General features: G+C 58.1%; 12 protein-coding genes and 1 tRNA gene. 8 read left to right on the top strand and 5 right to left on the bottom strand.

What is annotated here, in order from left to right:
- Positions 1 to 23: 23 nt before the first annotated feature.
- A complete protein-coding gene (locus BUB72_RS14345) occupies positions 24 to 1,034 on the bottom strand; it encodes a class I SAM-dependent methyltransferase (RefSeq protein WP_073145091.1) in 1,011 nt (336 codons plus the stop codon).
- Between the two features lie 21 nt (positions 1,035 to 1,055).
- Positions 1,056 to 1,376: an ATP-dependent Clp protease adapter ClpS gene (gene clpS / locus BUB72_RS14350; RefSeq protein WP_073145093.1), complete on the bottom strand. Its 321-nt coding sequence runs from the start codon at positions 1,374 to 1,376 to the stop codon at positions 1,056 to 1,058.
- 112 nt (positions 1,377 to 1,488) lie between these two features.
- Here clpS and BUB72_RS14355 point away from each other — a divergent pair, with 112 nt between their 5' ends.
- Positions 1,489 to 2,190 carry an HAD family hydrolase gene (locus BUB72_RS14355; RefSeq protein ID WP_073145095.1) on the top strand — a complete coding sequence of 234 codons (702 nt, stop codon included), beginning with the start codon at positions 1,489 to 1,491 and terminating at the stop codon, positions 2,188 to 2,190.
- Here the strand turns inward: BUB72_RS14355 and BUB72_RS14360 are convergent.
- On the bottom strand, positions 2,178 to 3,593 hold the full coding sequence (locus BUB72_RS14360; protein WP_073145097.1) for an FAD-binding oxidoreductase: 1,416 nt from the start codon (positions 3,591 to 3,593) through the stop codon (positions 2,178 to 2,180). The genes BUB72_RS14355 and BUB72_RS14360 overlap by 13 nt on opposite strands.
- Before the next feature lie 111 nt (positions 3,594 to 3,704).
- On the opposite strand from BUB72_RS14360, the gene BUB72_RS14365 reads away from it, so the two are divergent.
- Positions 3,705 to 3,781, top strand: a tRNA-Met gene (locus tag BUB72_RS14365).
- Between the two features lie 47 nt (positions 3,782 to 3,828).
- On the opposite strand, the gene BUB72_RS14370 is transcribed toward BUB72_RS14365, so the two are convergent.
- Positions 3,829 to 4,680 carry an SMP-30/gluconolactonase/LRE family protein gene (locus tag BUB72_RS14370; RefSeq protein ID WP_073145100.1) on the bottom strand — a complete coding sequence of 284 codons (852 nt, stop codon included), beginning with the start codon at positions 4,678 to 4,680 and terminating at the stop codon, positions 3,829 to 3,831.
- Positions 4,681 to 4,738: 58 nt separating this feature from the next.
- On the bottom strand, positions 4,739 to 5,647 hold the full coding sequence (locus BUB72_RS14375) for a 2-dehydro-3-deoxygalactonokinase (RefSeq protein WP_073145103.1): 909 nt from the start codon (positions 5,645 to 5,647) through the stop codon (positions 4,739 to 4,741).
- A gap of 203 nt (positions 5,648 to 5,850) precedes the next feature.
- On the opposite strand from BUB72_RS14375, the gene BUB72_RS14380 reads away from it, so the two are divergent.
- The 6 genes from BUB72_RS14380 to hisD all read left to right on the top strand — a co-directional run bounded on the left by BUB72_RS14380 (position 5,851) and on the right by hisD (position 12,970).
- Positions 5,851 to 6,822, top strand: coding sequence for an aldose epimerase family protein (locus BUB72_RS14380; protein ID WP_073145105.1), 972 nt, complete (start codon positions 5,851 to 5,853; stop codon positions 6,820 to 6,822).
- A gap of 6 nt (positions 6,823 to 6,828) precedes the next feature.
- A complete protein-coding gene (locus BUB72_RS14385) occupies positions 6,829 to 8,271 on the top strand; it encodes an NAD-dependent succinate-semialdehyde dehydrogenase (protein ID WP_073145107.1) in 1,443 nt (480 codons plus the stop codon).
- 60 nt (positions 8,272 to 8,331) lie between these two features.
- Entirely contained in the window at positions 8,332 to 9,315 is a 984-nt protein-coding gene (locus BUB72_RS14390; RefSeq protein WP_073145109.1) for a membrane dipeptidase, read from the top strand.
- Entirely contained in the window at positions 9,312 to 10,955 is a 1,644-nt protein-coding gene (locus BUB72_RS14395; protein WP_073145112.1) for a hypothetical protein, read from the top strand. The genes BUB72_RS14390 and BUB72_RS14395 overlap by 4 nt, the downstream gene beginning before the upstream one ends.
- The gene (locus BUB72_RS14400; protein WP_073145114.1) at positions 10,952 to 11,545 is read left to right on the top strand and encodes a hypothetical protein; all 594 of its coding nucleotides are present in this window, start codon (positions 10,952 to 10,954) and stop codon (positions 11,543 to 11,545) included. The genes BUB72_RS14395 and BUB72_RS14400 overlap by 4 nt, the downstream gene beginning before the upstream one ends.
- Positions 11,546 to 11,662: 117 nt before the next feature.
- Complete coding sequence (hisD, locus tag BUB72_RS14405; protein ID WP_073145116.1) at positions 11,663 to 12,970, top strand: histidinol dehydrogenase; 1,308 nt, start codon at positions 11,663 to 11,665, stop codon at positions 12,968 to 12,970.
- Positions 12,971 to 13,138: the final 168 nt, after the last annotated feature.

A 13,138-nucleotide genomic window follows, 5' to 3' on the forward strand; every position in this document is an offset into this window, starting at 1 on the left:
GGATTCGGTCAAACTAGGGTGATTCAGCGCTTAGCGCGAGCGCTTTGCGATGCCTTCATCGGACGGCGGGCGCAGATCACCTTGAAACCCGCCGTTTGGGCAATGGTGTCGACCTGCCCGAACCGCTCGTTCAGGGTCTGCTCGTAGGGGAGGTTGCGGTTGGCAACCATCCAGAATTGTCCCTTGGGCATCAGCATGTCCGCGGCGCGGCGGATGAACATTTGCCCAAGCTCCGGCGCGGGTTTGCGGCCAAGGTGAAACGGCGGGTTCGACACCACGGCGGCATAGTTGCTGCCCACATGGTAGGTCACATCGCCCCAATGGAACGCTGCGCGCGGGTCGGTGATGTTAAGCTTGGCGGCTTCCAGCGCGGGGTGATCTGCCTCGACCAAATCAACAGATGTGACACCTTCGGAGGTCAGAATTTTGCGGGCGAGGTAGCCCCAGCCAGCGCCAAGGTCGGCGACGGGGCCTTTGAAATCGGGTAGGTGTTGCGCAAGCAGCGCAGAGCCTTTGTCGATGCCATCAGACGAGAACACGCCCGGATAGGTAGTGAAGCCATCGTCAAGGGTGATGGGTTTGGCGATCCAGTCAGACAAGTCGGGCAATGTCTCGGGGCGCGTGAACCAGAACAATTTGCCGTGGGCCTTGGAATAGGTCTCCACCCCGTCAAACCGCGCGCGCACAGATTTGAGCACCGATTCCGCGCCATCGGTCTTGGCACCTTCAATGGCGACGATGCCGCCTGTGGCCGTTTGGCTCAAAGCGCGGGCGATCAAATCGAACGTGGCGGGTTTGGAGCGGTGGCACATCACCAAGCTGGCCGCCACAGGTGTGGCATCCTCAACGCTGACATTGAACCCGCGCGACGACAGCGACTGGTGGTCTGGATAGAAGCTTTGGGTCAGATGCAGGCGGTTGGTGTCTGCAAAGCCAAAGTCCATATCGCCCGCTGCGTTCAGCACGGCGACATCCCCTTCGGGCAGGCTCAGGAGGTCTTGGTCCAGCGCCAGTGAAAAACGGGTTTCTGTCATAGGGGGCGGTAGGCGCGGGGCCTACTCTTTCTCCATGGTGCATTGCAGCGGATGCTGGTTGCGGCGGGCTGATTCCATGACCTGCGCCACTTTGGTTTCCGCGATTTCGAACGCGAATACGCCAACAACCGCCAGTCCCTTTTTATGGACCGTCAGCATAATCTCGACCGACTGCGCGTGGTTGAGGCCGAAAAACTTCTCCAAAACCAACACGACAAACTCCATAGGAGTATAGTCGTCATTGAGCAGCATCACCTTATACATAGGTGGCCGCTTGGTTTTTGGCTTTGTCTTGGTGACAACAGAGGTGTCCCCTTCCGGGTTGTCATCCTTGTCAGACATGGTGATCTCAAACGGGGTCACTTTTGGCTTTCCCTTGCGGCGACAATCTTTCGGTTGGCGAGGCCTACTATATAAGAGGCATATAAGTCCAGAAAAGGGGGCAAAACGCCAAATGAGTCAAAAGATTACGACGATCGGTTTTGATGCGGACGACACGCTTTGGCAGAACGAGGAATTCTTCCGGCTGACTCAAGACGTGTTTTACGACCTGCTGCGCGACTATGCCGACCCGGATCATCTGGCTGAACGGCTGTTGCGGTCCGAGCGGAAGAACCTTGGGCAATACGGCTTTGGCATCAAGGGGTTCATGCTTTCGATGATCGAAACCGCAATTGAGGTCACGGATCAAAAGGTTCCGGTGTCCGTGATCCAGACGATTATTGAAGCCGGACAGGAGATGCTAAGCCACCCCGTTCACCTGCTGCCTCATGCGCGTGAGGTGGTGGAAGCGCTTGGGCAAGACTTCCGGCTGGTTCTGATCACCAAGGGTGACTTGTTGGATCAGGAACGCAAACTTGCCCAGTCAGGGCTGGGCGAGATGTTCGATGCAGTAGAGATTGTCGCCGACAAAACGCCGGAGACCTATATTCGCGCGTTTATGCGTCACGGGCATGGGCCCGACCGTGCTATTATGGTGGGCAACTCGATGAAGTCCGACGTGGTGCCCGCCATTGAAGCAGGTGGTTGGGGCATACACGTTCCAGCGAAGTTCGAGTGGGAAGTGGAGAGGGCGGAGGCACCGGTGGATCACCCGAGATTTCGGGTGATGAAGGATTTGGGCGAGCTTGAGGCGCTGGTCGCTCAGTTGGTCTGAGGCAGAACCTTTCCGGGGTTCATGATGTTGTCGGGGTCGATTGCGGCCTTCACTGACCGCATGATTGCCAACGCCACCTTGTCTTTGCGCCGTGCCATGGACGGCTTTTTGGTTAACCCGATCCCGTGCTCCGCCGAGAAGCTGCCGCCCAAAGACAAAACAACATCTTCAACGGCTTCAGTCAGCACGTCTATGTGCTGGGCGTCGTCCTTTGTCGGGAACAGCAGGAAGTGAATATTGCCGTCACCGAGGTGGCTAACGGAAGAATGCAATGCCTTCGGGTCCAGTTCTGCGAGCCGCGCGTCGATGCGTTCAAAGAAGTCGTCGACCTTGTCTACCGGCACGCAGATGTCGTTGTTGATCATCGTTTTGCGCAGCAACATGACCTCGCCCGCCGCTTCGCGGCGTTCCCACATCTCGCGACGTTGGGCGTCGTTTTGGGCGACGACAGCATCGACGATACGACCGTCTTCCATCATTTGCCCCAAGGTGTCTTCTAACAATGTGACTAGCGGGATCGTGCCGTCGGGTTGCAGGTCGGTCAGGTTTGGAGCGGTTGCGCCGACCTCGACCATGATGTTGATGTCGTGCTTGTCCTCAAACGGCGCGCGGGCTTTCGGGAACATGGTCAGGTGGTCAGCGACATACAACGCATCCATGTACTCGAACGCTTCGACAAGGCCACCGGTGGCGGCTTGTAGATCGTTGAGCAGTCTGAGCGCGTCTGAAAAGGCGGGAACCGCGACCATTGCGGTGGCGTATGCACGTGGTTTCGGGAACAGTTTCAAAACGGCAGAGGTGATGAGCCCAAGCGTACCTTCCGCGCCGATCATCAGGTTTTTCAGATCATAGCCGGAGTTGTCTTTGTGCAGCTCGCTCATAAGGTTCATAATCTGGCCGTCGGGCAACACGACCTCCAAGCCAAGGCACAAGCCGCGCGTCGAGCCGTAGCGCACCACGTTGGACCCGCCGGCATTGGTGCTAAGCGCCCCGCCGATCATCGCGGAGCCTTTTGCACCGAAAGTCAGCGGAAACACGAGATCATGCGCGTCGGCAGCATCGTGAATCGAGGAAAGCACGGCGCCCGCGCCAACAATCGCGATACGGGCATCGGGGCGGATATCGCGGATATCGTTCATGCGCTCCATAGAGATCATAACGGCGTCTTTGCCGTAAGTGCCGCCAGCAAGAGAGGTATTGCCTGAAACAGGAACGATCGCGGTTTTTGCGGCGGCGCAGATTTTAACGATGTCGCTGACTTCTTGGGTGGAGGCAGGGCGCACCACGGCAATCGGCGTGGCCTGATATTTGCCTGTCCAGTCGTGGTCATACTTGGCGGTTTCGATATCGGTCAAAACGTGGTTGTCACCTACGATTTCGCGCAATTGGGTCAGCAGTGTCATGGGTTCCTCCGTCTTCGGTGAGAAGTTCCTCTGCGCTGGCGGTGTTGGCAAGCCCCAAACCATCGATTCCCGCTTGACCCCGTCGCCGCGTTTTCATATCCCCCGCCCAGCGGCGTTATAGCTCAGTTGGTTAGAGCGAACGACTCATAATCGTTAGGTCCCTGGTTCAAGTCCAGGTAACGCCACCAAATAAGCCCGCGGATGCATGGATGCTTTCGCGGGTTTTTTGTTGCGGCTAAAGGATGATCCGTGGCGCGGGAAGCCCGCTTAGATCTGTTTTGACTGCAAACGTCTTGCCCGCATCCGGCTGGGCCTGCCGTTTTGCCGCAGATAGGCCCTGTTGTGCAGACGTCGCAAACAACGTGGCCATATCCGGACCACCCAAGGCGGGACAGGTTATGTGGTCTGTGGGCATGTCATAGCTGTCTTGGAAGTCGCCGAACTTATTGTACCGCGCGACACGGGCCGCCCCCCACAAGGCGATAAGAACGTCGCCATCCGCAGTGGTGACGGCCCCGTCGGGGTTCAACCCGTCCTTACTTAGGTCAAGGAACAACTGAGGCGCCGCGCGCGGCCACCCTTTTGCGTCCAAAGGGACGCTCATAACGCGGGAATAGTAGGTGTCGGTGAAATACGCGACGGTGCCATCGGGCGAAAAGCAGATGGCGTTGGAAATGGTGATCGGCGCGAACAGGCGGCGCAACTCGCCTTTGTAAAAGCGGTAGATTGCGCCGGATTCCAGTTCGGCCTGCTTGCCCATGGTGCCGATCCAGAAGCCTCCTTGTAGGTCCGCACGCCCGTCATTCGAACGGGTGGCTGGATTGTCGGCTTCCAGATCGCAAAGCTTCGTTTTGACATGTGTTCCAAGATCGAAACTGAACAAGGCGGTTTCGCTGGCGATGAAGAGCAGTGTTTCGCTGATCCATCCGATGGCGGAGATATGTTCGTCGAACATCCATTCGGTGCCGTCATCACACAGCAGCCGACGCCCCATAATATCGCACCAGAAAAGCTTGTTCAGTTCGGGATGCCAGAAAGCTCCCTCGCCCAATATGCAGGCGCGCTCATCGTGGACTTTTGCACTCATACTCATACCGCATCATATTTTGCGACCTTGGTGGCCGTGGTTGCTTACTTGCTCGCGCCTAGCACGTGAGCTCATTGTAGGCCGCTGTGAGCCCTCGGAGGGTCGTTGCGTCCGCATCATGTACCGATGGTTCGACGCCTTGCGCCATGAGCGCCTTTTTGTAGAGCGTGTTCAACGCTGGCGTCCCGATCAATGCCACAGGCTGACCCAGCCAGTAGGGCCGCGCCGCCGCCAGCTCCAACCCCATCAAAACGCCAGACAGGCGTGCGCGTGAAACCGCAGGGTCCGCCCCGTGCAAAAGATCGACGGCGCGAATTTTGAACAACTGGGTTGCAACGGCTTCCGGCCGGCTGATTGTATCTGCGATAGCGCCTGCGAATGCCTCTTGGTCAAGTGCGCTGCCTTCACCGATAGAATGGCGCAACACGGAGTCCCTTCCCAGAAGATCGAAGAGTTCTCCGGTCATGAAGGTCTGGAAGGAGACCACTTCGCCCGCGCTAATATGAGCCCACTTTGTGTGCGTTCCGGGAAGGCACAGGATGCCGTCAAAATCCGGCGCATCAGCCAGATAGCCCGCAATTTGGGTTTCCTCACCTCGCATGACATCTGCCGAGCGTTCTTGCTTGAGACCGGGAAGAATATGCATGGCGATGCGACTGTCTTTGCAAGGCGCAGCATGCGATTGCCCGAGCGGTGTCGTCGGAACAGCGCGATAAGGTGCTTCTGCCCAGCCTTGTCGTGACCCCACCATGCCGCACGCAATCACCGGTGTGGTATCACGCCCCAACCATGGCGCGATATGAGACAGCAGCGTGACCTCAAACTCGTCAGGCGCGAGGTCCGACATGCCATGTTCAGACCCGTTCCGGGCCAAAACTTCGCCATCCGAAGTCATAGCCCAAACCCGCAGGTTGGACGTGCCCCAATCGACTGCAATCCAGTCGGGATATGTGAGTTGGCTCGTCATGTGGCGGTTACTAGCACACTCTTGCCTGTGACCAAGCCCCGAGCGACACCAAACTGCGTGGTTATACTTAGCCAGAATTTGATCAATCCAGATCAGAACTGTTCTTGCAGGATGGCGATTGGTCAGGTTGTGTGTGCTGGGGCAGTCTTCGCAGCCCCTGAAGCCACAATGATTGTCGGAGTCACGCTTTGATTTTTGGAGAAATGCCAGATGGCAGCGCGGTTCTAAAGCACCGGATTTCGGGCGGCGGGCTTGTGGCCGATGTGCTGTCCTTTGGGGCGGTGTTGCAAAACTTGAGGTTAGACGGGCACGAAGCGCCGCTTGTGCTGGGGTTCGAGACCTTTGCACCATATCTGACTGATAGCCCCTATTTCGGGGCGATCGTAGGTCGATGCGCCAATCGCATCGGAAACGGGGCATTCGAGATTGACGGAACGCCTTTTCAGGTGGACCGAAACTTTAAGGCCCAACACCACCTGCATGGCGGGTCGGCGGGCGTTGGCAAGCGCAATTGGACGGTAGAGCATGTCGAAGCGGACCGTGTAACCCTGCGGATTGATTTGGCAGATGGCGAAATGGGCTATCCGGGAAACATGGTGGCGCGGTGCACCTACGCCTGTTTGGCGGGAGGAGTTTTCGATATGAGAATCGAAGCTGAAACAGATGCCCCGACCTTGTGCAATTTCGCGCATCACAGCTATTGGAACTTGGATGGCGGGCAGGATACGCGCGACCATGTCCTGCAAGTCGACGCCGACCGCATGACAGTCGTGGATGACGGCTTTATCCCGACCGGTGAAAGTCGCGATGTGTCGGGAACGCGATACGATTTTCGCACTGAACGACCGATCCATGACAAGGTGTTTATCGACCACAACCTGTGCCTGTCTGATGAACGGCAAGCAATTCGCCGTATCGGGTCGCTCAGGTCGCTTGCGTCGGGCGTGTCGATGGAGATGCGCTCGACGGAGCCGGGGCTGCACGTGTATGATGGCTTCAAGTTGTCGGTGAGACCGACGGGGCTTGGGGAGCGCGTATACGGTGCCAATTCCGGCGTAGCGCTGGAGCCGCAGATTTGGCCCGACGCAATCAATCACGAAGGGTTTCCCAACGCAGTGTTGCGTCCGGGGGAAACCTACAAACAACACGCGCAATTCGCATTTACCAAGGGGTGATCCGCTATGAGCTATAAGAAATACATGAAAGAGGCCAACTTCATCGGTGGTGAATGGATCGGTGCGGACAGCGGTGACACCATCGACGTGACCAACCCCGCAACGGGTGAAGTTATCGGCACCGTGCCTGCGTGCGGGGACGTGGAAACGCGCCGCGCCATCGACGCCGCCGCGGCTGCGTTTGACGGACTGGCTGGCATGGCCCTGATGGAGCGCGTCGGAATGCTGTGGAAGCTGCACGACGCCTTGATGGACAACCAGAAAACGCTGGCCGAGTTGCTGACCGTCGAGATGGGTAAACCACTGGCCGAGGCCATGGGTGAGATCGGCATCGGGGCGCAATATGTGCGTTGGTTTGCGGAGGAGGTCCGGCGCGCCAAGGGCGAGATTGTTCCAGCGCCGACGAATGGACGGCGCTTTTTGGTGACCAACCACCCGATTGGTGTCGTCGGTATGATTACGCCGTGGAATTTCCCGTCCTCAATGCTGGCGCGCAAGATCGCACCGGCACTGGCAGTAGGATGTACTGTGGTGGCAAAACCTGCAACCGCGACACCATATAGCGGGTTGGCTTGGGGCGCGTTGGCCGAAGAGGCCGGTTATCCCAAGGGTTCCGTCAATATCGTGACGGGGTCCGCGCGCAAGATTGGCGGCGCGATTATGGACGACCCGCGTGTGCGGAAGGTGACGTTCACAGGCTCGACCGAGGTTGGCAAAGAACTGATCCGCCAATCGGCGGATACGGTGAAGAAAGTTTCGATGGAGCTGGGTGGCAACGCGCCGTTCCTGGTCTTTGACGACGCGGATGTGGATGCGGCGGTGACGGGTGCGATGGTGTCCAAGTTCCGCAACTCTGGCCAAACCTGTGTCTGCGCGAACCGCATCTATGTGCAGTCGGGGGTCTATGACGAGTTCGTCTCAAAGCTGAAAACAGCCGTCGAAAAAATGAAAGTCGGCGATGGTCGGGAAGATGGCGTTGAGCAAGGGCCATTGATCGACATGGATGCGGTCGAAAAGGTCGAGGAATTCATCGCGGATGCGGCAGCCAAAGGTGGCAAGATTGTTACCGGCGGCGCGCGTCATGGAAACGGGCATAGCTTCTTCGAGCCGACAATTGTGACCGACGCCACGCAGGACATGAAATTCGCCAAAGAAGAAATCTTCGGGCCACTCGCGCCTGTGTTCCGCTTTACGGACGAAGATGACGCGATTGCGTGGGCCAATGATACCGATTTCGGATTGGCCTCTTACGCATATACGCGTGACGTCGGGCGGATTTTCAAGCTGAACGAGAAGCTGCAATATGGCATGATCGGCATCAACTCCGGCCTGATTACCACGGTTGAAGCGCCGTTCGGCGGGGTGAAAGAAAGCGGCCTTGGGAAAGAGGGTGGCAGCCAAGGGCTCGCCGACTATCAAGACGTTAAATACACGGCAGTCGACTTCTGAACAGGGGCGCTTCGGCGCCCTTTTTCTTGCGTTTGATTAGCTTTCTGGCAGGGTGAAGGTATGAAACCAGCTGTTATTGACAACCTGCAATATGTGAACTGGTCCGAGACCGCGTTTCGCCAGCTTCGGATCGGTGGCGTCGACGCTATCCATGTCACCATCGCCTATCACGAGAGCTTCCGCGAGGCCGTTTTGAACGTCTCGCGATGGAACCGTTGGTTCGAGCAATATCCTGATCTGATCGTGCGCGGTACGTCGGGGGATTGCGTGCGCAAGGCCATCGAGACGGGTCGCACGGCGGTGTTTTTCGGGTTTCAAAACCCGTCCCCGATTGAAGATGATATCGGGCTGATCGAGGTTTGGCACCAGCTTGGCATCCGGTTCATGCAACTGACCTACAACAACCAGTCGCTGCTCGCGACGGGGTGTTATGAGGACGACGACACCGGACTGACCCGCTTCGGGCGGCAAGCGGTAGACGAGATGAACCGCGTGGGCTTGGTAATTGATATGAGCCATTCCGGCGACCGCTCGACGCTTGAAGCGATAGAGCATTCCAGCCGGCCAATCGCGATCACCCATGCCAATCCGAAATGGTGGCATAATGCGTTGCGCAACAAGTCGGACGAGGTGCTGAAAGCGCTGACAGGGTCCGGCGGGATGCTTGGGTTTTCGATGTATCCGCATCACTTGAAAGATGGAACAGACTGCACCCTCGACAGCTTTTGCGAGATGATCGCCGAAGCCGCCACGCGCTACGGCGTGGAAAATCTGGGGATCGGGTCGGATCTGTGCCAAGATCAACCCGACAGCATTGTAACTTGGATGCGCAACGGTCGGTGGTCCAAGCAAATGGATTACGGCGAGGGGTCCGCCGATCAGGCGGGCTTCCCCCCTCAACCGGATTGGTTTGTCGACAATCGTGATATGCCAAACCTCAGTGCCGGACTGCTCGCAACGGGGTTTTCCCAGACCGAAGTTGACGCGATTATGGGGGAGAACTGGTTGCGGTTTTATGATCAATCCTTCGGAGGTGCGGAATGACAATAGCCCTGCCACCACAAGAGCCGCTCCGCAGCCCTGACGAGGTGATGCGGCTGGAACGCATGGGCTCGATGTTCCCCACGCGATTGAGCTTTTTACGTTCGCTGACCAGACGGCTGAGTGCCGACCAGGCCGTGGTGACGCGCCCCGTTTGGCAGATCAACAAGGACGGGTTCGGTCATGCCGTCTATTCGCTTGAACTGGGCGGACACGTTTATTCCCTAATCGCGTTTTCCAACGAGTTGGACGCCGATCAACGGACGGACCGCGTTATCGCGCAGGCTTGGGATGCGGCATTCGTTTTGTATGATGGTGTGCCGGATGCCGCTGAAATCGAGCGCTTGAGGGAGAACGCTCCAAAACAGGAAGCCGGACGGTTCACCGAACGGGACTTGGTCCTGAGCCGTGCAAACAAGTCGGTGCGGTTGTTTGCCGAGGTGACCAAGGCCCTGCGCGAAGGCCGTCAGCCTGACGCGAAGATGATCGGCGACATCGGGTACCTGATGCGCACGACAGCCGTGTATGGAAATGGCAAGTTTGGCATAGCGGATCGGGATGTAATTGCCGACCGGCCGGGATTGGAGGGTCCGTTCGCCGCGGAAATGCTCACGGTTTGGCTGATCCGCGGCTTCACGCATGATCTTGTGGAACATGTCGGCGGCGCTGAACTTGACCGCGGGTTGAAACGGCACTTGGGGATTGGAAACTCTACCGGCCTTGGAATGGCACCCTTCCTGGTGTCCCATCCGGAATTGCTGAACAACTGGATGATGGTGCGCGAGACCGCTTTGGCGCGGGTGCGTGCCGTGCCAATGCTAACACAGCCGCAACGCGAGAGGCTTCAACAGCTTGCCGCCCGCGCGACACAGCACCTGAGCCAATGGGATGTGCTCGACAGCGCGCAGCAAGCGCGCATCGAGCAGCTTCGACAGGATTGGGCGGACTTGGTGCCGCAGTTGCCTGAGTTGTTGGGCCAACCAAAACCGCTGGATCAGCTGGTTCGTGTGTCCCAAGTGTTTACGCTGGAGTGTCAGGAACTGGTTGTGTCCCTCGTGATCGAGCCGTTCGGCGATCTGCTTGATGGTTTGACGGAATGTATGGGCACCGCGGCCAGCGCACCGCTTGATCCGCGCACCGACGTTGCTGACTTGCGGATGGCACTCCAGCGCGACTGCGCTTGGGCTTTGGAATACGACTTCGGCGACCCTCAAGAGGATGCCCAGTTTTGGTATGTCAGCGAGGAGAAGCAAGAGCCGCGCTTGGGGTCCAGATACGAGGAACCCGGCGGCGAGCTCGAAAGCCCGCTGGATATTGCCCGCCAGATGCAGGGTCTAGCGCGTGATCTGATTGGGGCCACTGGTGATCTGGCCGCATTCCTGCGGGCGTTTCCGCAACATCGGAACGCAGCGTGTCGGGTCCAGCGGTTGGCGACATACCCCTATGCCGAAATACGCGAGAACCTGATCTGCGACCGCTGCAAACCGATTGATATGCTGCGCTGTAAGCTGGCGTTCTTTGGGGCGGCGAAATTTGATCCCAAATCGGACAGGTGGACCCGTATTACATTGGCACAGGGCGCGCCGTTGCATGACGAACTGGACGACGCGGATGATTGGTGGATGCCGGTTTTCAAGCAATGAGTTGGATTGACGCTTTCCTGGATGACGGTCCGGACTATCCGGCAGAACGACGTTCTGTCGCGGAAGTGCAGGCGTTGCTGCTGAAAGCGGGTTTGGGGGCAAAGCTCCCGTTGGGCCATTCTCAGGACGTCTCCGGCATGGCAGCGCTGTTGATGAGTGACCCGAAACTTTTTGCGATGGCTGCGGCGGCGCTGGAAGGTCCGCATGCCCCAGTGCGGTGTGAAGGTACGGCGGAGCATATGGTGATCGACGACGCGCGTATCGCGATGGCGGGGCCGGCATTGGCCGATGCTTTTATTTGCGGGGCTAAACGCGTGGTGCTGCACGATCTGGACTGGCCGCAACTGCTATGGCCGGTCTTGGTAAGAACAGAACAGGTGTACGGGATTTTGCTGGCTATTGATCGCCCGGATGCGCGGACGATTATGGTCTCGTCGGCGAGGCATGGGCTAAAGCCTCTCGGCCCTCCTCAGCCGGTTCCCCTGTTGCCGTTGGCGCGGTTGCAGGAACTGGCGGCGAAGACCTTCGTGCCTTCCTCCGAGGCATCTCGGCAGTCTGGTGCAGGGGCAGGGCTGCAAGACAACGACTAGCAGAAATCATACCTTCGGGTTTCCTGAAAGTGCCGCCAAGACCCCGAATATGATTTGCGCCATCCGCCCGCGTACAACATGCCTTTTACACAAGGCTGTAACAGTGAGGACGTTCTGATGAAGCATCTCAAGACCCCGCAAGTCGACAAGCTGGACTCGGATCGCAAGACCCGCGCGATTGTTGAAGGCATGCTCGCGAACATCCGTGAGAACGGTGAAGAGGCCGTGCGCGGTTACGCCAAGGATCTGGATGGCTGGACGCAGGACTTTGCGTTGTCGGACGAGAAGAAGGCGAAGCTGATTGCCCAAGTTTCCGATCAGGCAAAAGAGGACATCCAGTTCGCCCATACCCAGATCAAGCGCTTTGCCAAAGCACAGCGCGAAAGCCTCACGGATTTTCAAATCGAAACCGAGCCGGGGGTGACTCTTGGCCAGCGCTGCGTGCCTGTGGATTGCGCAGGCTGTTACGTGCCGGGCGGTCGCTATGCCCACGTGGCCTCCGCGTTGATGAGCGTTGCGACGGCCCGTGCGGCTGGCGTTCCGTTCGTCGTTGCGGCGTCACCGCCGCGTGGCGATGCGATTGACCCTGCCGTGGCCTATGCAATGGACCTTGCTGGCGCTGACGTCATTCTGGAGATGGGAGGCGTGCAGGCCGTTGCGTCTATGGCGATGGGACTGTTTGGTGCGAAACCAGCCGATATTTTGGTCGGCCCCGGCAACGCGTTTGTGGCCGAGGCTAAGTTGCAGCTGTTCGGTGGCGTTGGCATCGACCTGTTCGCAGGCCCCACCGAAAGCGCCGTTATTGCCGATACGACGGCTGACCCGATGACGGTAGCAATTGATTTGTTGTCACAGGCAGAGCACGGCACGACCTCGCCCGTTTGGTTGTTCACAACGTCGTCCGAGCTGGCCGAAACGGTTAACCGTATTCTTCCGATCATCGCGAAGGACTGGCCTACTGGCGAGGTCGCGGCGGAGGCTTGGGCCAACCACGGCGAAATCGTAATTTGCGACGATCGCGAGCAAATGGCCGAGGTGTCGGATAGATACGCGTGCGAACATTTGCAGGTTCAGGCCGAAGACCTTGAGTGGTGGAAAACCCGTTTACGCAACTACGGGTCGTTGTTTCTGGGCGAGGGGTCCACGGTGACCCATGGCGACAAATGCTCTGGCACCAACCACATTTTGCCGACCCGTCAGGCTGCGCGGTATACGGGGGGCTTGAACGTGATGAAGTTCCTGAAAATCCTGACTTGGCAGGAAATCCAGACAGACGCGGACCCGATGATGTCTTCGGTTGCCTCTCGCCTGTCGCGCACCGAAGGCATGGACGCCCATGCGCGGGCCTGCGACTGGCGCTTGCAGAAGTTCGGCAAAAAAGACGATTGGGGCTTTGAAGTCGCGCATCAGGAACGCATCGAGTAGGCTAGTTTCAAACACGATCCGTTCGGCATTAGATAATTGGCAATACATGTCGAATTATCTGTCCCGATCGGCCAGTTCCTTTTATTGGTCGCCGTTGAAGCCTAGAACGCTACCATTGCGTGTCATGTCGATTACTTCAATCCGGACTGGGCGGGGTTTGCTCGAAGT

The organism is Litoreibacter ascidiaceicola, from assembly GCF_900129235.1.
In the GTDB taxonomy this organism is placed as follows: Bacteria; Pseudomonadota; Alphaproteobacteria; order Rhodobacterales; family Rhodobacteraceae; genus Litoreibacter; species Litoreibacter ascidiaceicola.